We start from the raw sequence: 20715 nt of genomic DNA, 5'->3' as shown, positions 1-20715 counted from the left end.
TCAGGCCACCGGCTCCGCCATGCCGGCCAGCGCGTCGACGACGTCGCCGATCGTGCGGATCGTCTTGAAGACTTCCGGCTGCAGGCGCTTGCCGGTCAGCTGCTTGAGTTTCACGGCCAGGTCGACAGCGTCGATGCTGTCGATGTCCAGGTCGTCGTACAGGTTCGATTCGGCCGTCAGCGATGCCTTGTCCAGTTCGAACATATCGGCCAGCAGGTCGATGACCCAGGTCTGCAGCTCGTCGCCGCTCATGGTGGTCAGGTCAATCATGTGCACTCCTCATTGCTTGCGATTGGTTTCGATCATCGCCGCCAGCGCCCGCACGGAGGCGAAATGGCGGCGCGTGTCTTCCGAGTCTGCCGAGAGCGAAATGCCGTACTTCTTCTGCAGGGCCACGCCCAGTTCGAGCGCATCGATCGAATCGAGCCCCAGTCCGTCGACGAACAGCGGCGCATCCGTATCGATGTCCTTCGGGCTGATGTCCTCCAGCTGGAGCACGTCGATGATCAGTTCCTTCACTTCTTGTTCAAGCATGGCCTTGGTACTTCCCCGTAAAATAGTTCTGTAAAAATTCGGTCAGCCGGCGCGCCGCCATCACGTCGCTGCTGCCGTGGATGAATGGTTCCACCGCCAGGTCATCCTGCACTTCGAGCGAGAAGAGCACCCGGCGTGGCGGCACCCGCCACCATTTCTCTCCCTTGCCCAGCGTGGGCGGATCGCAGCGGATCACGACCGGCGTGATCGCGCGCGCGCCGCGCACCGCGACATTCGCGGCACCGCGCTTCATGCTGATGGCGCCGCTGGCGGGGGTGCGCGTCCCTTCCGGGAACACGATCAGGTTGTTGCCGCGCTCCAGCGAGGCGATGCAATCCTTCACCAGGCCATCGCCCTCTCCACCGCTGTTGCTGATGTAGCCCGCCGCCCGCACCGGCCCCCGCGTAAACGGGTTGTTCCACAGTGCGCCCTTGACGATGCAGTCCGCATTGCGCACGAACGCCATCAGGAACACCGTATCGATCAGCGTGGGATGGTTCGCCAGGATCAGCAGACCGCGCCGCTCCAGCTTTTCCAGCCCGCGCACTTCGTAGCGCAGCACGCCGAGCGCGCGCATCACGTCGACATAGGCGCGAAACGCCATGCGGATGATCGTGCGGGCCGCCGCCACGCGCCGTTCACGCCGCCATACCAGCAGGTAGAGCAGCGGGAACACGGCCAGCCGCATCAGCAGGCCGCCCACTCCGAACAATGCGAAAGACAGGCCGGTGGCGCCCACGCGCCAGTACCGCCCCAGTCTTTCAACCATCGCGGCGCCAGCGCCAGCGCTGCCGGCCAGCGGTGCGTTCCAGCTGCGCCGCGCCACCGGCATGGAAACGCAGCACGTCGAGCGTGCCGGGCAGGCCGCCGTGCTCCTCGTCCGCCTCGGCGGCGGCCCAGTGCAGCGACAGCCGTTCGCCGCCTTCCGCCGCGATCAGCCACGCGAAGGCGTGCGGCTGCTCGGCACGGTCGGCGAACGGCGCGAACACGCACGGCAGCGGACAATCGGCGGCCACGAGCAGCACGGCCGGTTCGCCATCGGCCAGCAAGCCGCAAGCCTCGATCACCGCATGCTCGAGCGTGCCGCTGCCGGCCGCGAGCGCGATGTGGTTGGCCCGGTCGCCGCGCGCGATGGAAAACAGGCCGGCGTTCGCGTTATGCACGGACATGCCGAATGCGGTCGGCGACAGGGGCACGCCCCCCGCCAGGTCGTCCAGCAAGGCGATGGCGCGCGCCGTTTCGCCATGGCGCGAACAGAACACGGTGGGAACACCGGTGCGCCCGCCAAGCGCCGTGTAGGCCACGTCGAGCGCCATCTTGCCGAGCTGGCCGAGGCGCCGGCGCAGCATGGGCGGCATGGCCCGCACGCCGGGCTCGCCTTCATGGGCAATCGGTGCCGGTGCCGCGGCCCAGGCCGCCCACTCTTCCCCTGTTGCCATGCCGGGCGCCCAGGCGGCATGCCCGAGAATGGAAAAACTGACGCCTGCCCTGTACATTAACGATCCCCGTCGCGGTGGTGAAACTCTTGCGTGCGCCACTGCGAATGATTCTGTGGCAGGCATTAAGCGGAAATTATAAGCGAGCTGTGCCGCAAATCACAAAACTATCGGCCGCCGGGCGTTGCGTTTGGATCATGGTAGGCGCTCAAGCCTGGCGTCGGCACGACCGTGAAGCAGCGCAGTGTAGCAATGCAAAGTCGGCCAAAAGTCAGCGAATTGTCACCAACCTTCGCTTTTTTTGTAACAACCGGCACCCACGGGCTTAATTCTCTCCAATTGTCACGTTATTATTCGACCCGCCCCGATTCAGCCGTGTGCAATATTGTCCTTTGCTTATTAACTCCTGAAAAATTCACGAATGCGCAATGGAGTTAATACGTGCCGCCTGACTGATCGATAAAGCACAACTAAGCAACAACGCGGCAGTAAATTCAATTATTATCCCTTAGTCAACATTAATTTCGAGTTACGCCTCTCGCCTCATGCCCATCAAGCTTTCCTTCCGCGTGCTGTCGCTGATCGCCTTCCTGCTGATTGCCGCGCTGCTGAGCGCCGCGTCGGTGCTGGCGCTGCTGACTCTGAACAGGCTTGCCGAACACAGCCGGGAAACGGGCAACGATGCGATCGCGTTGACCGCCAATGCGCAGCGCGTGGCCGAGCGCAGCGTGGCGATGGAACGCAGCGCGCGCCAGTTCCTCGTGCTGGACGATCCGGCGTTCCTGGAACGGTTCGGCGAGGCCTGGCGCGATGCGCTGACGGCGCTCGATGCGATGGCCGCCGAGCTGCCGGGCGGCGAACCACCGGCATTCGCCGACTGGCGCCGCAACGGCCAGGCCGCCCGTGAGGCGCTCGACATGCCGGCCTCCCACCGCGGCGCGGCGCAATTGCGCCTCGATGCCGCGCTGGCCCAGCTGCCGGCCATCAACAGCGAGCTGACCCACCACGTGCAGGCCGAAGTGGACCGCCGCAACGCCGCCATCACCGAGGAGCTTGAAACGCGCCGCAATGTGCTGCGCGGCCAGCTGGCGCTGTCGATTGCACTGGCCGCCGTGCTGTCGATCGCGTTCGGCGTGTGGCTGGCGCGGCCGCTGCGGCAGATCGAAAGCGCGATCGGCCAGTTGGGCGGCAACCGCTACGACGTGCCGATCGACATCACGGGGCCGGACGACCTGCGCCGCATGGGCCGCCACCTGGACTGGCTGCGCCAGCGCCTGGCCGACCTGGAGGCGGACAAGGCGCGCTTCCTGCGCCATATCTCCCACGAGCTCAAGACGCCGCTGGCCGCGCTGGTCGAAGGCGTGGCCTTGCTGGAGGACGAAGTGGTGGGCCCGCTGGCGCCGAAGCAGCATGAAATCACCGGTATCCTGCGGCAGAACACAGCGTCGCTGCAAAACCAGATCGAAGATCTGCTGCGTTACAATGCCGCCAGTTTCGATGCGCAGCACCTGCTGCGCGAGCCAGTCGACATGGCGGCGCTGCTGCGCCGGGTCGTCGACAGCCAGCGCCTGCAGTACGAAGCGCGCAGCCTCGTCATCATGGTCGAAGGCGGCGCGCCGGTGATTGCCGCCGATTCCGCCAAGCTCGCCATCGTGGCCAGCAACCTGCTGTCGAATGCCGTGCGGTTTTCGCCCGAGGGCGGCACGGTGCGATTCATCGTCGCCGCGGGGAACGGCATGCTGCGCGTCGATTGCATCGACCAGGGCCCCGGCGTGGCCCCCGCCGACGCGCAACGCGTGTTCGAACCGTTTTACCAGGGCGAGCGCCAGCCGCCCGGCGCACGACGCGGCAACGGCATCGGCCTGTCGATCGTGCGTGAATACGTGACCGCCCACGGCGGCACGCTGCAATTGTTGCCCTCGTCGCCGGGGGCCCACTTCCGTCTCGAACTGCCTTATGAAAACTGATCCAGGTTTGTCCCGTCCCACGCTGTATGGCGCGGTGCCACTGCTGCTCGCAACACTGCTGCTGTTGTCCGCCTGCGGGTCACAGCCCAGCGTGCTGGCGCACTATGGCGCGCCGCCGCCCTTGAAGCCGCTGCCGATCCGGGTGGAACCGGTGGCGCTGCCGGACGAAGTGATGCCACTGCTCGTCTACCACCAGTCGCTGCGCAAGATGACGCAGGGCGAACTGCTCAAGGAACTGTCCGGCCTGCTGCAGCAGCAGCGCACGCCGAAGGTGACGCTGCAGACCGGCATGATCCTGATGCTCACGCGCGGCGGTGGCGACCTGGCGCGTGCGCAGGGGCTATTCGATGGCGTGGCCGGCTCGCATGAACCGGGCACGCAGGGGTTGCGGGCCTTCGCCCAGCTGCTGTCGAGCCATTGCGCCGAAGCACGGCGCCTGTATGATCAGGCCGACCGGTTGTCCATGCAATTGAAGGACACGTCGCGCAGGACGGAACAGCTGAGCGACACGGTCGAGGCGCTGAAGGCGATCGAGCGGGGCTTGCCGGTGCGGCCCGCCAATGGCGCGAACGGCGCCTCGACGCCGGGAGCGCGCTGATGGCCGCGTTGAAAGCCCACCTGTTGCTGGTCGACGACGATGCCGACCTGCTGCGCCTGCTGTCGATGCGCCTGACGGCGAATGGCTACCGCGTGACGACTGTCGGCAGCGCCGAAGCGGCGCTGGCCCGGCTATCGATCGAACTGCCGTCCCTCGTGATCAGCGATATCCAGTTGCCGGAACGCGACGGCATGGCGCTGTTCCAGGAAATCCGCAGCCAGTACCCGGCGCTGCCCGTGATCCTGTTGACGGCCCACGGCACCATTCCCGACGCGGTCGAAGCCACCACGCTGGGCGCCTATGCCTACCTGACGAAGCCGTTCGACGCGAAGATCCTGCTGGACCGCATCAGCCAGGCGCTCGCGCTGACGGCGCCAGCCTCCGCCGGCCCCGAAGGCGACGACGACTGGCGCGCCGAGATCATCAGCCGCAGTCAGGCGATGGCCGAGCTGCTGGCCGAGGCGCGCCTCGTGGCCGCCTCCGATGCCAGCGTGCTGATTCGCGGTGAAAGCGGCACCGGCAAGGAATTGCTGGCGCGGGCGATCCACCGTGCCAGCCGCCGCGCGAACGCCCCATTCATCGCCGTCAACTGCGGCGCGATTCCCGAGCAGTTGCTGGAGTCGGAACTGTTCGGCCACGTGAAGGGTGCCTATACCGGCGCGGTATCGAGCCGCGAAGGCCTGGTCCAGGCGGCCGACGGCGGCACGCTGTTTCTCGACGAGATCGGCGACATGCCGCTGCTGCTGCAGGTAAAGCTGCTGCGCGTGCTGCAGGAGCGCGTGGTGCGCCAGCTGGGCTCGGACGTGGGCCGGCCCGTTGACGTGCGCGTGCTGTCCGCCACGCACCGCGACCTGGATGCGGCGATGCTCGAGGGGCAGTTCCGCGAAGACCTGTATTACCGGCTGAACGTGATCACGCTGACCTTGCCGGCGCTGGCACAGCGGCGCGAGGACATCGGCTTGCTGGCCACGCGCTTCCTGCAGATGCTGGCATCGAAATACGGCAAGACCGTCAACGGCTTCGCGCCGGACGCACTGGAAGCGCTGACACGGTCCGCCTGGCCCGGCAACGTGCGCCAGCTGTACAACGTGGTCGAACACGTGTGCGCGCTCGCGACGGCGCCCCTGGTGCCCTTGTCGCTGGTGCAGCGCGCGCTGCGCGTGCCGACGCTGGAGGTGCTCAGCTATACGGAAGCCAAGCAGCGCTTCGAACGCAACTATCTCGTGCAGTTGCTCAAGCTCACCGATGGCAATGTCTCCGATGCCGCGCGGCTGGCTGAACGCAACCGGACCGAGTTCTACCGGCTTTTATCGAAGTATGACCTGAATGCTTCTCAATTCCGCGAAGGCGGCACTGTCGCTGAAGAGCGACAGGAATAACTTGTTATTTATCAATTAGTTGGCTCATCCGGGCCGGGAACTGTCGCCATACCACGACAAAACCGGCCCAAAACTCCGCGCATTCCGTTCCTTGTCAGCAATTTAATCTTGCCGGAAACTCCAAGCTGTTGATTTAGCTCGACTTTTCAGAGCTGGCACGGCGCTTGCAAGTAGGAGGACAACGTCACACGGCGTTTTCTAAACTACGATGGAGATTCATACCATGACGAACACCAAACTGATCGCCTCCCTGCTGGCTGCTGCTTCCCTGTCCTTCGGTTCCGCCGCTTTCGCCGCCGAGCCGCAACAGGATGCCGCCATGGCAGGTGCTGCCGCCGCTGCTGGCGACACCGCGCTGACCTCGAAGGTCAAGGCTGCGCTGGCTGACCAGAAACAGATCGGTGTTTCCGCCACCCAGGGCGTAGTGACGCTGTCCGGATCCGTACCGAGCACCGATGAAGGCACCAAGGCCATCCAGGCCGCTTCCGCTGTCGAAGGCGTGAAGGAAGTGAAGAGCGAATTGACCGTTGCATCCAAGTAATTCCGACCAGGAGCGCATCACACGAATTCCGGCCCCGGAGCAGGGGCCGTATTGAAGTAGTAGTACCGGCAGTAAGTAGCATCTGAGAGTAGCAGAAGTACCTCCCCTTCCAGCGGGCGCACGCAAGTGTTGCCCGCTTTTTTTTGCCTTCAGAAAACGTTACCTGAAACCGGGGTCAGACCCCGAATATTGGAAATATTGCCTGAAATCGGGGTCTGACCCCGGTTTTAAGAAATGTTTCGGGCGTAAAAAAACGGCCCGCAGGCCGTTTCGTGGTGCCACTGGTGAAGCGGATCAGGACAGGTTTTCGAGCCGGATCTTCGTCACGTTGCCCAGCACGGTCGGCAGGCCTTCCATGCGGGCGATCGCCGCGAGGACTTTCTTTTCCTGCGTCTGATGCGTCAGCATGATGATGTCGGCCTGGATCTCGCCTTCGCCCGGCTCTTTCTGCATCATCGCGTCGATCGAGATGCCGCTGTCGGCCAGGATGCGCGTCAGGTCGGCCAGCACGCCCGGCTGGTCGGCCACGCGCATGCGCAGGTAATAGCTGGTGGTGATCTCGGCCATCGGCAGGATGGCGATATCGGCCAGTTCGTCCGGCTGGAACGCCAGGTGCGGCACGCGGTGTTCCGGGTCGGCGGTGGCCAGGCGGGTGATGTCGACCAGGTCGGCGATCACGGCCGACGCGGTCGGCTCGGCGCCCGCGCCCTTGCCGTAGTACAGCGTGGCGCCGACGGCGTCGCCATGCACCAGCACGGCATTCATCGCGCCTTCCACGTTGGCGATCAGGCGCTTGGCCGGGATCAGCGTGGGGTGCACCCGCAGCTCGATGCCTTCCGCGCCATCGACGCGGGCGCGCTTGGCGATGCCCAGCAGCTTGATGCGGTAGCCCAGCTGCTCGGCGTACTTGATGTCCACCGCTTCCAGTTTCGTGATGCCTTCCACGTGCGCTTTCGCGAACTGCACGGGGATGCCGAACGCGATCGCCGACAGGATCGTGGCCTTGTGCGCCGCGTCCACGCCTTCGATGTCGAACGTGGGGTCCGCTTCGGCGTAGCCCAGCGCCTGCGCTTGCTTCAGCACCGTGTCGAAGTCCAGGCCCTTGTCGCGCATCTCGGACAGGATGAAGTTCGTGGTGCCGTTGATGATGCCGGCCAGCCACTGCACGCGGTTGGCCGTCAGGCCTTCGCGCAGCGCCTTGATGATGGGGATGCCGCCGGCGACGGCCGCCTCGAACGCCACCATCACACCCTTTTCCTGGGCGGCCTTGAAGATCTCGTTGCCGTGCACGGCCAGCAGCGCCTTGTTGGCGGTGACGACGTGCTTGCCGTTGGCGATCGCGCGCATGACGAGTTCGCGGGCGGTATCGTAGCCGCCGATCAGTTCGACCACGATGTCGATCGATGGATCGTCGACGATCGCGAACGGATCGGCCACCACCGTGACTTCGCCATTGGTGCGCTGCTTCGCGCGCTCCAGGTTACGGGCCGAAACGGCCACCACTTCGATGCCGCGACCGGCGCGGCGGCGGATCTCTTCCTGGTTGCGTTTCAGGACGTCGAAGGTACCGCCTCCGACATTGCCCACGCCCAGCAAACCTACTTTGATCGATTTCATGTTCTACATTTCTTTGCTGGCGCGCGGCTGGCCGCGCGCCGGATTGATCGGTCAGCCCTGGTTTTTGTCAACCATGCCCGTGCTTGCGGCGGTAGCCCTCGAGGAAGCGGCCGATGCGGCCGAACGCTTCCGTCATGTCGTCCGTATTGGGCAGGAACACGACGCGGAAATGATCCGGCGCGATCCAGTTGAAGCCCGTGCCCTGGACGATCAGCACCTTGGTCTCGGCCAGCAGGTCGTAGGCGAACTGCTGGTCATCCGCGATCGGATAGATCTTCGGATCGAGGCGGGGGAACATGTACAGCGCCGCCTTCGGTTTCACCACGCTGACGCCGGGGATATCGGTGAGCAGCTGGTAGGCGAGGTCGCGCTGCTTGAGCAGGCGCCCGCCGGGGCCGACCAGGTCCTGGATGCTCTGGTAGCCGCCGAGCGCAGTCTGGATCGCAAACTGGCCCGGTGCATTCGCGCACAGGCGCATCGAGGCCAGCATGTTCAGGCCCTCGATGTAGTCCTTCGCGTGTCTCTTCTCGCCCGAGACGACCATCCAGCCGGCCCGGTAGCCGCAGGCGCGGTAGTTCTTCGACAGGCCGTTGAAGGTCACGCACAGCACGTCCTCGCACAGCGAGGCGATCGACGTGTGCTGCGCGCCGTCGTACAGCACTTTGTCGTAGATTTCATCGGCATAGATGATCAGCTGGTGCTGGCGCGCCAGCTCGATGATCTGCAGCAGCACCTCATCCGGGTACAGCGCACCGGTGGGATTGTTCGGGTTGATGACGACGATCGCGCGCGTGTTCGGCGTGATCTTCTTGCGAATGTCGTCGATATCCGGGTACCAGTCCTGCTGCTCGTCGCAGATGTAGTGCACGGGGCGCCCGCCCGACAGGCTGACCGCGGCCGTCCACAGCGGGTAATCCGGCGCCGGCACGAGCACCTCGTCGCCATTGTTGAGCAACGCGTTCATCGACATCACGATCAGCTCGGAGGCGCCGTTGCCCAGGTAGACGTCGTCGATCGTCACCCCGGCAATGTTCTTGCCCTGTGTGTAGTGCACCACCGCCTTGCGCGGTGCGAACATGCCTTTCGAATCCGTGTAGCCAGCCGCGTTGGGCAGCTGGATTTTCATGTCCTGTACGATCTCGTCGGGCGGATCGAAGCCGAACACGGCGAGATTGCCGATGTTGAGCTTGGTGATCTTGTGGCCCTCCTCCTCCATTTGCCGGGCCTTTTCAGGCACCGGACCACGGATTTCATAACAGACTTCTGCCAGCTTGTTCGATTTCTGAATCGGTCGCAAAATCTATCCCCGGTAATACTGGTGCGGCACGCTGCGCACACCTATGCTGCATTGCGAAAATGACCCATTCTGCCGAATAAAGTTCGATTAGGCAACCGCGCCGGGGCCGTTCCGATGGCAAAACGTTACAATAGAGCCTCCTTCGCGACCGACATTCCGGCCAATGGGCCGTAAATATCATGAAGCTTCATTCCAGTAATACCCAGCAATACCAGACCGTGACCGGTTATTTTCCCGGTGGCGTGGAAATCAACGCCCAGCCTTTCGACCACAGCCTGCTCGTGCTGCCCGAAAAAGCGCCCCAGCCATGGCCCGTGGCCCGCTTCGCCGACCTGACCGTCGCGCATTTCGAGCAATTGCTGGCCGAGGGTCCGGACGTGGTGATCCTCGGTACCGGCGAGCGCCAGCGCTTCGTGCATCCGCGCCTGTCGGCGCCGCTTACGTCGAAACAGATCGGCGTCGAGTGCATGGACACCAATGCGGCCTGCCGTACCTATAACATCCTGATGGGTGAAGGCCGCAAGGCGCTGCTTGCCCTGATCATTGAAAAGGACGGCGCCGCGTAAGGCCATGGCGCCCTTGATTTACCGCGCAGCGCCGCCATATCAAAACCGCATCGCTCCATTTTTACAGGCGATGCGCACCACTTCCCTCCAGGAGAAACAGCGTGGCCGATAGCCCCGACCAACTCGATGCCCCCCTGCCCGCCGCTTCAACGCCGGATGCCTCACTGCCCGACTTTTCCGCCGCGATGACGAGCGGCCAGACGTTCACGCTGGCCGGCCGTCCGGCAACGGCCACCGTGCTGTTCTTCTACCCGAAGGACAATACGCCCGGCTGCACGACGGAAAACATGGCGTTCCGCGACCTGCACGAGCAGTTCAAGGCCGCCGGGGTGGAGATCTATGGCATCAGCCGCGATTCGCTGCGTTCCCATGAAAGCTTCAAGGCCAAGCTCGGACTGCCGTTCGAACTGATTTCCGACCCCGACGAGGCGGTATGCCAGGCATTCGGCGTGATGAAGCAGAAGAAGATGTATGGCAAGGAAGTGCGAGGGGTCGAGCGCAGTACGTTTGTCATTGACGCCCAAGGCCGGTTGGTGAAAGAATGGCGTGGCGTGAAGGTTCCCGGTCACGTCGATGAAGTGCTGGAATTTGTAGCGCGCCGGGGCTGATATCAAGATTGCGACCGAGCCCGCCGCCACTGTTCCGGTTATCCTTAACCGATGTTCGTGCGACGTTATGTACTGCTCCAAGTACTGTTTCAGGTACTGTTTCAAGTACAGCGTTAGTACGGCGTTTTGTGCACCCGTTCGTGCACATGTTCGTACAGCCAGATTTTGAGTCAACAGCGTTCTCCTCTCCTCTCTGTCATTACTTCCGTAGTTCCGCTACCCGGGCACCCTGCTGCCCTCTTGGCATCCCCTGTATTCCCCATCGACCTGTCACCGTGGCCCATGCCGGCCACGGCGTACTTTTTTAAGACGAGATCCTGATGCCACTGCCAAAACTGCCCACCAAGCCGGCCACCCTGCTGCTGGCAAAAGATTACCCGAAGGCGAGCGGCGCCAATCCGGTGCCGTTCCCTGAACACGATACGCCACCGACCAAGAAATCCACGCGCGGCAAGACCGCCGAGGTACTGGATACCGTGACGCCGACGATGCTGGCCGACGCGCTGCCACCGGTGCCGCCAGCGAAGAAGACCACGCGCAAGGGCGCCGCGAAGACCGCGGCCGAAGCGCCTGCCGTGGCCGATGTCGCGCCGGTATCGGCGCCACCGGCAAAAGTGGCCTACCCTGCCACGGCCACCGCCGCCCCTGCCAGTGCGGAAGCGCCGACCGCGAAAGCGCCGCGCGCGAAAGTCACGCCGATCAAGGCCGAGGTGCCCCATCCGGCCAAGCACAAGCCGGTCGAGGTCACGATCAAGTCGTCGACCAGCCGCCATGCCGACCAGATTGGCGGCACGAAGCTGTTCGTGCTGGACACGAACGTGCTGATGCACGATCCGACATCGCTGTTCCGTTTCGAGGAACACGATGTGTACCTGCCGATGATGACGCTGGAAGAACTGGACAACCACAAGAAGGGCATGTCCGAAGTCGCGCGCAATGCGCGCCAGGTGTCGCGCACGCTCGATGCGCTCGTCGCCAACACGGACGACGACGCGATCGAACAGGGCATCCTGCTGTCCAAGCTGGGCAACAAGGATGCCAAGGGCCGGCTGTTCTTCCAGACCAAGCTGCAGATCGCCGACCTGCCGGAAGGCCTGCCGCAAGGGAAGGCGGACAACCAGATCCTGGCCGTCGTGCGTTCGCTGGAAGCCGACCAGGAAGGCCGCGCCGTGGTGCTGGTGTCGAAGGACATCAACATGCGCATCAAGGCGCGCGCCCTGGGCCTGCCGGCCGAGGATTACTTCAACGACCACGTGCTGGAAGATACCGACCTGCTGTACTCGGGCATCGTCCAGCTGCCGGACGACTTCTGGAACAAGCACGGCAAGGACATGGAGTCGTGGCAGGAAAACAAGAACGGCTACAGCACCACGTACTACCGCGTGACGGGGCCGTTCGTACCGTCGCTGCTCGTGAACCAGTTCGTGTATCTGGAACCGAACAATGGCGAAGCATCGTTCTATGGCCAGGTCAAGCAGCTCAATGGCAAGACGGCCGTGATCCGCGTGCTGCGCGACTACTCGCACAACAAGAACAATGTGTGGGGCGTCACCGCGCGCAATCGCGAGCAGAACTTCGCGCTGAACCTGCTGATGGATCCGGAATGCGACTTCGTCACGCTGCTGGGCCAGGCCGGCACCGGTAAAACGCTGCTGGCGCTGGCTTCCGGCCTCGCCCAGGTGCTGGAGACGAAGCTGTACAACGAGATCATCGTCACCCGCGTGACGGTGCCGGTCGGCGAGGACATCGGCTTCCTGCCGGGTACCGAGGAAGAGAAGATGAGCCCGTGGATGGGCGCGTTCGACGACAACCTCGAGGTGCTGAACAAGTCCGACAACGACGCCGGCGAATGGGGCCGCGCGGCCACGCAGGACCTGATCCGTTCGCGCATCAAGATCAAGTCGCTGAACTTCATGCGCGGCCGCACGTTCGTCAACAAGTTCCTGATCATCGACGAGGCGCAGAACCTGACGCCGAAGCAGGTCAAGACGCTGGTGACGCGCGCCGGCCCGGGCACGAAGATCCTCTGCCTCGGCAACATCGCCCAGATCGACACGCCATACCTGACCGAAGGCTCGAGCGGCCTGACCTACGTCGTCGACCGCTTCAAGGGCTGGGCCCACAGCGGCCACGTCACGTTGGCCCGCGGCGAGCGTTCGCGCCTGGCTGACCACGCGAGCGACGTGCTGTAAGCGCACCCGCTCCGCAAAGCCCCGCCCGCGCAAGCCGGCGGGGCTTTTTTCTGGCCGTAATGTTTGGGGGACTGGAAGGAGTACTGCCTTGCAGGGCAGTACCGCTACGCCGGCAAGGAGCGGTGCTCCTCGAAACCCCGGCTACGCCCCCGGTGTTGTTTTACAACCGATGGGGACGCCTTGGCTGCCGCGGTTACTGCCGCTTCAGGTAAGCCCGCAGGCCGTGGGTGAGGACGAGGGGGAAGACGCTGGCGTGGTCTTCGTCGGCGAACACCTTGAGCGTGGTGGCAAGGCCGGGGTAGCGATGCGTGGCGAGGGCGTCGTGGAATTCGCGCAGATCGGCGACCATGTCGGCGTCTTCCTCGGCGCGCGAACGCTGTTTGCCGGGCGCCAGTATTTCACGGGCGCCGATGCCGAAGAAGACGGACGCCGGCAGGTCGCGGTGCGCCGCGGCGTAGGCTTTTTCGCGGTCGAACATCACGCCCTGGTCGAACCACAGCGAGGGGCTGCCGAGGATGTAGTGCTCGAATGTGCGTGGCTGCGTGAACAGCATCTGCAAGCCGAGCAGGCCGCCATAGGAATGGCCGACGAAGATCTTGCGCCGCATGTCGGCACGGTAGTGTGCAGCGATCAGCGGGAACACATCGGCGGCGATGAAGCGCCCATAGCCATCGGCCTCGCCGGAGGCCATCGGGCGGCCCGGCATGTCGGACTGGCGGCGGCCCTTGCGCGACACGCTCGGCGTGTAGTCGCGGGTGCGGCTGTAGACGGCGGAATCGCCCTTCGCATAAGACAAGCCGACGACGATCGCTTCTTCCATGCCCGCATGCCGGTGCAGACGCGAAGCGATGCCACGCGCGACCGGGAACGCGTAGCCGGCGTCGACGACAAAGATCACCGGGTAGCGCCTGGTCGACGTGCGGTACGAGTCGGGCAGCGCCACGTACACCTGGTAGTCGCGCTTGATCGCGGTGGCGCGCACGTCGCGCACTTCGGTGTTATCGAGTACATAAGCAGGCGCCGTTGCCGGATTCGCGGCAGAACCCGCGGCAGCAGCGGGAGCAACAGTAGCGGCAGCGGCAGCGGCCGTGCAGCAGCACAAGGCAAGCAGGGGTATCAACGATTTCAATGTGGTTCTCCATGATCGGGGAGCCGATTGTGCCGCGCGCCGGCGCCAGTGCCACCCCGGCTGGGATGGATTGCCGCTTCCACGGGACAGCCGGGCCGGGGAGCCCGGAAAGCGGCTGGTATACTTTTCGCCGATGAACATGCCCGTCCACCCGCCCGCCCACATGCCCGCCCTTCCGCGCCCTTCCAGCATGCCGAAACCCGCCGCCAGGACCGTGATCCTCAGCGCACTGGTGTGGACGGCGATCAGCGCGCTGGGCGCGCTGCAAACCTACAGCGACAACCTGCGCACCGGCGTGGCCAGCCGCTATCCGGTGCTGCTGGCCACGTGGTTCATCGAATACGCGGTCCCGCTGATGGTGCTGTCCGCCGTGCTGGTGACGGTGCTGGGCCGCTGGCCCGTGCTGGTGGCGCGGCCGCGCAGCGTTGTGCTGCTGTTCATCGGCCTCGTGCTGCTGTTCCAGCCAGCGCAATGGCTGTACATCGCCTGGCTGCGCGACTACCTCGACATCGCCAGCGTCGACGATGCGCGCCGCCTGCTGATGAAGATGCTGCTCGTCGGCTGGTTCACGACCACCGCCACGTTTGCCGCCATCCTGGCGATCCACTACTGGCGGCAGGCCAAGGAGCGCGAACTGGCCTGGCAGCGCGCCCAGAACGACATGCTGAACCTGCGCCTGCAGCTGGAGGAACAGCGCATGCTGGCGCTGCGTGCCCAGCTCGAACCGCATTTCCTGTTCAATGCGCTGAACGCGATCAGCGCCCTCGTGCGCGCCGGCGACAAGCCGGTGGCACTGGCCGGCATTGGCCGCCTCAGCACGCTGCTGCGCTATGCGCTGGCCGCCAGCACGGACCAGACGGCAACGCTGGCGGCGGAACTGCAGTTCGTGCGCGACTACCTCGACCTGCAGCGGCTGCGCTACGGCGCCCGGCTGCGCATTGCGATCGATGGCGCCGACGACGCGCTGCTGCATGACGTCGACTGCCCGCCCCTGTCGCTGCAGCCGCTGATCGAGAACGCGCTGCGCCACGACCTCGATTGCCACGATGGCCCCGGCGACATCACGCTGTCGTTCCGGCGCGATGGCAACGAGATGGTCGTCACCGTCACCAATCCGGTCAGCGCGGCGGTGTCGCCCAATCCGGGCGCCGGGCTCGGGCTGGCCAACACGCGCGACCGCCTGCAGCGCCAGACGCCCGGCGCCTCGCTGCGCACCGGCGCGCGGGACGGGCGCTTCGTGGCCGAAGTGCGCCTGCCGCTGGGAGCGCAGGCGTGACCGCGCCCGTGACGACGCCGGTCCGCTACCTCATCGTGGACGACGAGGAACCGGGCAGGATCAACCTGCGCCTCGCGCTGGCCGACTACGCGGGCTGGCAATCCGTGGGCGAATGCGACGGCACAGCGGCGGCCCGCGCCAGCATGGCGCGGCACGATGTGGACGTTCTTTTCCTCGACGTGCAGATGCCGGGCGAAACGGGCCTCGTGCTGGCGCGCGAGCTGTCCCGGTTGCGCGAACCGCCCTTGATCATCTTCGTGACGGCTTACAGCGCGCACGCCGTGGACGCGTTCGAAGTCCACGCGCTGGACTACCTGCTGAAACCGCTGGACGATGCGCGGCTGGCACAGGCCGTCGAGCGCGCCGCGACGATGCTACGCCAGCGCCAGCGCGAAGCCTATGGCGCGGCGCTGCGCGACTATGCCGAAGCCGAAGCCGGAGCCGAAGCCGAAGCCGGTACCGCAGTCACCAAGAATGCCGGTGGCAATGCCGCGGCGTACCTGAAACGGATCGGCGTGCGCTCGGTGGGCCGCATCGAGCAGGTGATCGTCGATGAGATCCTGTGGATGGAAGCAGCCGGCAATTACGTCGAGCTGCACCTGCCCGGGCGCACGGTACTGCACCGTATTACGCTGAACCGCCTCGAAGCGCTGCTCGACCCGGCGCGCTTCCTGCGCGTGCACCGCGGCGCCATCGTGCGACGCGACCAGATCGCCAGCCTGTCCACCGGTGGTGAAGGCAGCCACCGGCTGGCGCTGCGCTGCGGCGCCGTGGTGTCCGTCAGCGGCAGCTACCTGGCCGCGCTGAAGGCGGCGCTGCAGGCCTGAATTCACCACGTCTGCGCCACGATGTGCTGTGCCACGGCGTGCTGCCAGCGGCACGCTTGACCTTCCCCCGTGGGAAGGGTTACAGTACGCGCATTGCCAATCGAGGAGGACCCCATGTACGAACTGCAGGTTGAAAACATGAGCTGCGGCCACTGTGTCGCGGCCGTCACGAAAGCAGTCAAGGCCATCGACGCCAATGCCCAGGTCGATGTCGACCTGGCGGGCAAGGCCGTGAAGGTGCAGTCCGGCGCCGCACTCGATGCGGTAAAGGCGGCGATCGTCGACGCCGGCTACCCGGTCACGGGTACGCGCTGAGACCTACCTGTCCAGCTCCGGATAGCGGCGGAAGATCCCGTCTTCATTGAAGGCGATCCGCCGCTTCGACGCCAGGTAGGCCGCGATGTTCGGCCGCTGCCGCACGGCTTCGCACAGTGCCACGAGCCGCGGCCACTGCGGTTCCAGCTGGGCCATCGTTTTGGGAAACGCATAACGCAGGCCCTCGACGAGCTGGAACAGCGACAGGTCCACGTAAGTCAGCCGCGCGCCGACGGCGAAACTGCCCCGCGCCGGATTGGCCGCCAGCACATTCTCGAAGTAAGCCAGGAATTTCGGGATCCGGGCCGCGCGAAAATCCTTCGAGCGCGCCCGCGCTTCCTTTTTCTGGTCCTCGTAATAACTGTTTACCGAGATCGGGTGGTGCGAGTCGTGCGCCTCCGCCACGATATCGGCGATCGTCAGCTGCAGCTGGTTGCACCACAGCCGGCCCTTTTCGCTGCGCGGCGCCAGGCCGTGGCGGGCACCGAGGAACAGCAAAATGTTCGTCGTCTGCCCGATCAGCAGTTCGCCGGCACGCAGCACGGGCGGCGCGAACGCGGGCAGCGGTTCGCAGCGGAAGTCGAGCGACGCTTCCACTTGCGGCATGCCCTTCGCGCCGCGCGCCACGTCACGATAGGGCACGCCGGCCTCTTCCAGCGCCAGCCGCACGAATTCGCCGCGGCCCTGGATCGTGGGCCAGTAGTACAGGGTATAGGGTTCCATGAAGACTCCACAGTTAGGGGCGCGGCCATTCTAGCCCGACCGCGCGCGGGGCGGCGCTATAATCGCCTGCTCCACCCGCTCCCGCCCTTCCCCGCCCATGGCCGCCGTTCCTCCGCTCGAGCTGTACCACGTACTGATGCTGGCCGGCGCCGGCCTGCTGGCCGGCACGCAGAACGCGCTTGCCGGCGGCGGGTCGTTCATCACGTTTCCCGCGCTCCTGCTGGCCGGCCTGAACCCGCTCGCCGCCAACATGACGTCGACGATCGCGCTGTTTCCCAGCCAGGCCACGTCGGCCATCGCCGGGCGCAGGCTCGCCGATGACGTGGGCCCGCTCACTTTCCGGCAGATGTTCGCGATCAGCGTGATCGGCGGGATCGCCGGCGCGCTGCTGCTGCGCATCACGCCACCCACGTTCTTTGCCCGGCTGGTGCCATGGCTCGTGCTGTTCGCCACGTCGATGTTCGCGTGGGGCGCGTTCCGCAAGCAGCCGCCACACACGGCCAGCGGCATGCCGGCATGGGCGCTGGCACTGGTCCAGATGGTGATTTCCGTCTATGGCGGCTATTTCGGCGGCGGCATCGGCTTCCTGATGCTGGCCGCGCTGACGTTCGCCGGGCAGCAGATCCGTGCCGCCACGGCCACCAAGAACATGCTGGCGATGGCGATGAATGCCGCGGCCACGCTGATCTTCGCGTTCTCGGACCTGGTCAGCTGGCCGGCCGCGTTCGCGCTGTGCGCCGGCGGCATTGGCGGCGGGCTGCTGGGCGCGTGGCTGATCCACCGGCTGCCGCAACGGGTCATGCGCTACTACGTCGTGGCCGTGGGCGCGGCGCTGACCGTGTGGATGTTCCTGCGCTGAACGTGCCGGATCAGCCAGTGCTGGCGATACCTTGCAGGATCGGGCAGTCCGGCCGGTCGTCGCCGTGGCAGCACGCGGCCAGCGTGGCGATCGTGTCGCGCATTTCCGTCAGTTCGCGGATGCGCTCGTCCAGTTCGGCCACATGGTCCAGCGCGATGCGTTTTACATCGGCGCTGGCACGCCCGCCGTCCTGCCACAGCGACAGCAGGCCGGCGATGCGCTCCAGCGAAAAACCCAGCTTGCGGGCGCGCCGGATGAAACGCAGCGTGTGCACTTCCCTGTCGCCGTAGACCCGGTAACCGCTGTCGGTGCGCAGCGCCGCCGGCACGAGGCCGATGCTTTCGTAGTAACGGATCATTTTCGCCGTCACGCCCGATGCGGCGGCGGCCTGGCCGATGTTCATGCTTCCTCCTCGTTCGGCTGCCGGCGCCCCGGTTTCCAGCCATTCAGAAGCAGCGCATTCGTGATCACGCTGACCGACGACAGCGCCATCGCGGCCCCCGCCATGACCGGGCTCAGCATGCCCAGTGCCGCCAGCGGAATGCCGGCCAGGTTGTAGACGAACGCCCAGAACAGGTTTTGCCGGATCTTGGCGAACGTGCGGCGTGAGATGTCGAGCGCATCGGCCACCAGTGCCGGGTCGCCCCGCATCAGCGTGATGCCGGCCGCGTGCATGGCCACGTCGGTGCCGGTCGCCATGGCGATGCCCACGTCCGCCGCCGCCAGCGCCGGCGCGTCGTTGATGCCGTCGCCCACCATCGCCACCCGCGCCCCGCCCGCCTTCAGCGCGGCGATGTGCGCCGTCTTGTCGGCCGGGAGAAGGTTGGCCGATACGTCGCCGACACCCACCGCGGCGGCCACGGCCTGCGCGCTGCCGGCGTTATCGCCGGTCAGCATCGTGGTGGCGATCCCCTGCGCATGCAGCCGCGCCACGGCGGCCCGCGCCGTGGGTTTCGGCGGGTCGGCAAACGCGACGAGACCCAGCAAGCGGCGCGCACCGGCATCGGCCAGCCACGACACCGTGTGGCCGGACTGCTCGAGTGCCAGCGCCTCGGCCTGCAGCGGCGCCAGGTCGACGTGGCGCTCCGCCATCAGCCGGGTACTGCCCAGCACGAGGTCGCGGCCGGCCACCGTGGCGGCAAGTCCCCTGCCCGGCAGTGCCGTCACGGCCTGTGCCGCGGGCACGTCCAGCGCGCGTTCGTTTGCCGCCTCGAGCACGGCGCGGGCCAGCGAATGCTCGCTGCCGCGCTGCACGGCGGCCGCCAGCGCCAGCAGTTCCGCCTCGGCGATGCCGTGCGCGCGCAACGCCGCCAGCACGGGCCGGCCCTGCGTCAGCGTGCCGGTCTTGTCGAAGACCACGGCCGTGACGCCGTGGGCGGTTTCCAGCGCCGCCGCATCCTTGATCAGGATGCCGTGGCGGGCCGCCACGCCGGTGCCGGCCATGATGGCGGCCGGCGTGGCCAGGCCCAGTGCGCACGGGCAGGCGATGACGAGCACCGTCACGGCATTGATCGTGGCCGTTTCCAGGTTGCCCGTGGCAAACCACCAGCCGGCAAGGGTCAGCGCGGCGATCGCCAGCACGACCGGCACGAACACGGCGCTGACCCGGTCCACCAGGTGCTGCACGGGCGCCTTAGCGGCCTGGGCATCCTCGACCAGGCGAATGATGCGTTCCAGCGTGGTTTCCGCGCCGGTGGCCGTGGTGCGTACCAGCAGCAGGCCGGCGCCGTTGATTGCCCCGCCCGTCACGCGGTCGCCCGGCCGGCGCGCCACCGGCAGGCTTTCGCCGGTGATCAGCGCTTCGTCGACATCGCTCATGCCTTCCACCACGTCACCATCGACGGCGATCCGTTCACCGGGCCGCACCACCACCATGTCGCCGGTGCGGACCGTGGCGATCGGCACGTCGGCATCGTGCCCGCCGCGCCGCACGCGTGCCGTATCGGGCCGCAGGGTGCGCAAGGCGCGGATCGCCGAGGTGGTCTGGCGCTTGGCGCGCGCTTCCAGCCACTTGCCCAGCAGGACCAGCGTGATGACGACCGACGAGGCCTCGAAATACAGGTGCGTGCCGTGGCCGGACAGCAGCAGGTACACCGACAGGCCGTAAGCGGCGCTCGTGCCCAGCGCCACCAGCAGGTCCATGTTGCCGGCCCCGGCCCGTGCCGCTTTCCAGCCGGCGCGGTAGAAGCGCGCGCCGAGCAGGAATTGCACGGGCGTCGCCAGCAGCCACTGCAGCCAGGGCGCGGCCATCCAGCCGATGCCGAGCGGCGCCAGCAGCATTGGCGCGGCCAGCGGTACCGACAGCAGCGCCGCCAGCAAGACCGGCAAGCCTTCGTTGGCGCCGCGCAGCCAGCCCCGCAGCATGCCGCCGGCCGTTGCCGGCGGTTCCGATACCGGCACGGCCGGGGCGGCCGGATCGACGGCGGGCCCCGCTTCGTAACCGGCATTCTCGACGGCGGCGCGCAGCGTGTCGAACGGCAGCGGCACCGCCGTTTCCACGCGTGCCGTTTCGGTGGCCAGGTTCACGCTGGCGCTGCGCACGCCCGGAACGGCGGCCAGCGCCTTTTCGACGCGGCCCACGCAGGCCGCGCAACTCATGCCGCCAATGCGGACATCGTGGGAAAGTTCATTGCTCATCGGGATACTCCTGCTGCCATGATGCTGCCATCATCAAGTATCCCATGATGGGAAGGTCAAGGGATTTCGGCATGGACGGCGGAACGTGGCCGCCGTCCGATTGTGCCAACGGGAAATCCGGCGGTACCGGCGAAAGCCGCCAGACAGGGTAAAAAAAACGCTATCATCCGTGGGGATTTGCCGGCACAGCCGGGCCGGAACGATACAGAACGGA

The 20715-nt window shown here is 65.9% G+C and carries 21 protein-coding genes; 11 read left to right on the top strand and 10 right to left on the bottom strand.

The annotated features are described in order from the left end of the window. From EWM63_RS20270 to EWM63_RS20255, 4 genes are read right to left on the bottom strand one after another with little or no spacing between them, the layout of a single operon-like run. Positions 1–270: an acyl carrier protein gene (locus tag EWM63_RS20270; RefSeq protein ID WP_229487394.1), complete on the bottom strand. Its 270-nt coding sequence runs from the start codon at positions 268–270 to the stop codon at positions 1–3. A 9-nt stretch (positions 271–279) separates the two neighbouring features. Continuing rightward, on the bottom strand, positions 280–534 hold the full coding sequence (locus tag EWM63_RS20265) for a phosphopantetheine-binding protein (protein WP_130188152.1): 255 nt from the start codon (positions 532–534) through the stop codon (positions 280–282). Further along, positions 527–1303 carry a lysophospholipid acyltransferase family protein gene (locus EWM63_RS20260; protein ID WP_130188151.1) on the bottom strand — a complete coding sequence of 259 codons (777 nt, stop codon included), beginning with the start codon at positions 1301–1303 and terminating at the stop codon, positions 527–529. The genes EWM63_RS20265 and EWM63_RS20260 overlap by 8 nt, the downstream gene beginning before the upstream one ends. Further along, positions 1296–1973 (bottom strand): beta-ketoacyl synthase chain length factor, encoded by a 678-nt coding sequence (locus EWM63_RS20255; RefSeq protein ID WP_229487393.1) that lies wholly within the window; start codon positions 1971–1973, stop codon positions 1296–1298. Before EWM63_RS20255 ends, EWM63_RS20260 begins: the two co-directional genes overlap by 8 nt. A gap of 542 nt (positions 1974–2515) precedes the next feature. Here EWM63_RS20255 and EWM63_RS20250 point away from each other — a divergent pair. The 4 genes from EWM63_RS20250 (at position 2516) to EWM63_RS20235 (ending at position 6455) form a co-directional block, all read left to right on the top strand. Further along, positions 2516–3937, top strand: a complete 1422-nt coding sequence (locus tag EWM63_RS20250) for a HAMP domain-containing sensor histidine kinase (RefSeq protein ID WP_130188149.1) — start codon at positions 2516–2518, stop codon at positions 3935–3937. Next, on the top strand, positions 3927–4535 hold the full coding sequence (locus tag EWM63_RS20245) for a hypothetical protein (RefSeq protein ID WP_130188148.1): 609 nt from the start codon (positions 3927–3929) through the stop codon (positions 4533–4535). The genes EWM63_RS20250 and EWM63_RS20245 overlap by 11 nt, the downstream gene beginning before the upstream one ends. Continuing rightward, positions 4535–5914, top strand: coding sequence for a sigma 54-interacting transcriptional regulator (locus EWM63_RS20240; protein ID WP_130188147.1), 1380 nt, complete (start codon positions 4535–4537; stop codon positions 5912–5914). Before EWM63_RS20245 ends, EWM63_RS20240 begins: the two co-directional genes overlap by 1 nt. A gap of 223 nt (positions 5915–6137) precedes the next feature. Beyond that, the gene (locus EWM63_RS20235; protein ID WP_130188146.1) at positions 6138–6455 is read left to right on the top strand and encodes a BON domain-containing protein; all 318 of its coding nucleotides are present in this window, start codon (positions 6138–6140) and stop codon (positions 6453–6455) included. Between the two features lie 294 nt (positions 6456–6749). On the opposite strand, the gene EWM63_RS20230 is transcribed toward EWM63_RS20235, so the two are convergent. After that, the gene (locus tag EWM63_RS20230) at positions 6750–8072 is read right to left on the bottom strand and encodes a homoserine dehydrogenase (RefSeq protein ID WP_130188145.1); all 1323 of its coding nucleotides are present in this window, start codon (positions 8070–8072) and stop codon (positions 6750–6752) included. 67 nt (positions 8073–8139) lie between these two features. Beyond that, positions 8140–9369, bottom strand: a complete 1230-nt coding sequence (locus tag EWM63_RS20225; RefSeq protein ID WP_130188144.1) for a pyridoxal phosphate-dependent aminotransferase — start codon at positions 9367–9369, stop codon at positions 8140–8142. A gap of 179 nt (positions 9370–9548) precedes the next feature. On the opposite strand from EWM63_RS20225, the gene EWM63_RS20220 reads away from it, so the two are divergent. The 3 genes from EWM63_RS20220 (at position 9549) to EWM63_RS20210 (ending at position 12735) form a co-directional block, all read left to right on the top strand. Continuing rightward, the gene (locus tag EWM63_RS20220) at positions 9549–9935 is read left to right on the top strand and encodes an Mth938-like domain-containing protein (protein WP_130188143.1); all 387 of its coding nucleotides are present in this window, start codon (positions 9549–9551) and stop codon (positions 9933–9935) included. A 164-nt stretch (positions 9936–10099) separates the two neighbouring features. Continuing rightward, positions 10100–10543, top strand: coding sequence for a peroxiredoxin (locus tag EWM63_RS20215; protein ID WP_130190503.1), 444 nt, complete (start codon positions 10100–10102; stop codon positions 10541–10543). A gap of 320 nt (positions 10544–10863) precedes the next feature. Continuing rightward, positions 10864–12735 (top strand): PhoH family protein, encoded by a 1872-nt coding sequence (locus EWM63_RS20210; RefSeq protein WP_130188142.1) that lies wholly within the window; start codon positions 10864–10866, stop codon positions 12733–12735. A gap of 193 nt (positions 12736–12928) precedes the next feature. On the opposite strand, the gene EWM63_RS20205 is transcribed toward EWM63_RS20210, so the two are convergent. Beyond that, positions 12929–13864 carry an alpha/beta hydrolase gene (locus tag EWM63_RS20205; protein WP_130188141.1) on the bottom strand — a complete coding sequence of 312 codons (936 nt, stop codon included), beginning with the start codon at positions 13862–13864 and terminating at the stop codon, positions 12929–12931. A gap of 139 nt (positions 13865–14003) precedes the next feature. Between EWM63_RS20205 and EWM63_RS20200 the strand changes: the two genes are divergently transcribed. The 3 genes from EWM63_RS20200 (at position 14004) to EWM63_RS20190 (ending at position 16282) form a co-directional block, all read left to right on the top strand. Next, a complete protein-coding gene (locus EWM63_RS20200; protein WP_229487392.1) occupies positions 14004–15140 on the top strand; it encodes a sensor histidine kinase in 1137 nt (378 codons plus the stop codon). After that, the gene (locus EWM63_RS20195; protein ID WP_229487391.1) at positions 15137–15967 is read left to right on the top strand and encodes a LytR/AlgR family response regulator transcription factor; all 831 of its coding nucleotides are present in this window, start codon (positions 15137–15139) and stop codon (positions 15965–15967) included. The genes EWM63_RS20200 and EWM63_RS20195 overlap by 4 nt, the downstream gene beginning before the upstream one ends. A 114-nt stretch (positions 15968–16081) precedes the next feature. Next, on the top strand, positions 16082–16282 hold the full coding sequence (locus EWM63_RS20190) for a heavy-metal-associated domain-containing protein (protein ID WP_130188140.1): 201 nt from the start codon (positions 16082–16084) through the stop codon (positions 16280–16282). Between the two features lie 3 nt (positions 16283–16285). Here EWM63_RS20190 and EWM63_RS20185 read toward each other — a convergent pair whose 3' ends face one another. Continuing rightward, positions 16286–17005: a glutathione S-transferase gene (locus EWM63_RS20185; RefSeq protein ID WP_130188139.1), complete on the bottom strand. Its 720-nt coding sequence runs from the start codon at positions 17003–17005 to the stop codon at positions 16286–16288. Between the two features lie 97 nt (positions 17006–17102). Here EWM63_RS20185 and EWM63_RS20180 point away from each other — a divergent pair, with 97 nt between their 5' ends. Continuing rightward, on the top strand, positions 17103–17864 hold the full coding sequence (locus tag EWM63_RS20180) for a sulfite exporter TauE/SafE family protein (RefSeq protein ID WP_130188138.1): 762 nt from the start codon (positions 17103–17105) through the stop codon (positions 17862–17864). A gap of 10 nt (positions 17865–17874) precedes the next feature. On the opposite strand, the gene cueR is transcribed toward EWM63_RS20180, so the two are convergent. Both cueR and EWM63_RS20170 read right to left on the bottom strand, forming a co-directional pair. Next, the gene (gene cueR, locus EWM63_RS20175) at positions 17875–18267 is read right to left on the bottom strand and encodes a Cu(I)-responsive transcriptional regulator (RefSeq protein WP_130188137.1); all 393 of its coding nucleotides are present in this window, start codon (positions 18265–18267) and stop codon (positions 17875–17877) included. Then, entirely contained in the window at positions 18264–20501 is a 2238-nt protein-coding gene (locus EWM63_RS20170) for a heavy metal translocating P-type ATPase (protein ID WP_229487390.1), read from the bottom strand. Before EWM63_RS20170 ends, cueR begins: the two co-directional genes overlap by 4 nt. Positions 20502–20715: the final 214 nt, after the last annotated feature.

Origin of the sequence: Pseudoduganella lutea (genome assembly GCF_004209755.1) — a bacterium.
Taxonomy (GTDB): Bacteria; Pseudomonadota; Gammaproteobacteria; order Burkholderiales; family Burkholderiaceae_D; genus Rugamonas; species Rugamonas lutea.
This window is presented reverse-complemented; position numbering and strand designations above follow the sequence as displayed.

Excerpts from the sequence above, each read along its gene's own strand:
- EWM63_RS20220 (WP_130188143.1), top strand. The coding sequence starts at position 9,549 with ATGAAGCTTCATTCCAGTAATACCCAGCAATACCAGACCGTGACCGGT.
- EWM63_RS20200 (WP_229487392.1), top strand. The coding sequence starts at position 14,004 with ATGCCCGTCCACCCGCCCGCCCACATGCCCGCCCTTCCGCGCCCTTCC.
- EWM63_RS20270 (WP_229487394.1), bottom strand. The coding sequence starts at position 270 with ATGATTGACCTGACCACCATGAGCGGCGACGAGCTGCAGACCTGGGTC.
- EWM63_RS20260 (WP_130188151.1), bottom strand. The coding sequence starts at position 1,303 with ATGGTTGAAAGACTGGGGCGGTACTGGCGCGTGGGCGCCACCGGCCTG.
- EWM63_RS20190 (WP_130188140.1), top strand. The coding sequence starts at position 16,082 with ATGTACGAACTGCAGGTTGAAAACATGAGCTGCGGCCACTGTGTCGCG.
- EWM63_RS20170 (WP_229487390.1), bottom strand. The coding sequence starts at position 20,501 with ATGAGCAATGAACTTTCCCACGATGTCCGCATTGGCGGCATGAGTTGC.
- EWM63_RS20240 (WP_130188147.1), top strand. The coding sequence starts at position 4,535 with ATGGCCGCGTTGAAAGCCCACCTGTTGCTGGTCGACGACGATGCCGAC.
- EWM63_RS20265 (WP_130188152.1), bottom strand. The coding sequence starts at position 534 with ATGCTTGAACAAGAAGTGAAGGAACTGATCATCGACGTGCTCCAGCTG.
- EWM63_RS20245 (WP_130188148.1), top strand. The coding sequence starts at position 3,927 with ATGAAAACTGATCCAGGTTTGTCCCGTCCCACGCTGTATGGCGCGGTG.
- EWM63_RS20210 (WP_130188142.1), top strand. The coding sequence starts at position 10,864 with ATGCCACTGCCAAAACTGCCCACCAAGCCGGCCACCCTGCTGCTGGCA.
- EWM63_RS20250 (WP_130188149.1), top strand. The coding sequence starts at position 2,516 with ATGCCCATCAAGCTTTCCTTCCGCGTGCTGTCGCTGATCGCCTTCCTG.
- EWM63_RS20235 (WP_130188146.1), top strand. The coding sequence starts at position 6,138 with ATGACGAACACCAAACTGATCGCCTCCCTGCTGGCTGCTGCTTCCCTG.
- EWM63_RS20230 (WP_130188145.1), bottom strand. The coding sequence starts at position 8,072 with ATGAAATCGATCAAAGTAGGTTTGCTGGGCGTGGGCAATGTCGGAGGC.
- EWM63_RS20185 (WP_130188139.1), bottom strand. The coding sequence starts at position 17,005 with ATGGAACCCTATACCCTGTACTACTGGCCCACGATCCAGGGCCGCGGC.
- EWM63_RS20180 (WP_130188138.1), top strand. The coding sequence starts at position 17,103 with ATGGCCGCCGTTCCTCCGCTCGAGCTGTACCACGTACTGATGCTGGCC.
- cueR (WP_130188137.1), bottom strand. The coding sequence starts at position 18,267 with ATGAACATCGGCCAGGCCGCCGCCGCATCGGGCGTGACGGCGAAAATG.
- EWM63_RS20255 (WP_229487393.1), bottom strand. The coding sequence starts at position 1,973 with ATGGCAACAGGGGAAGAGTGGGCGGCCTGGGCCGCGGCACCGGCACCG.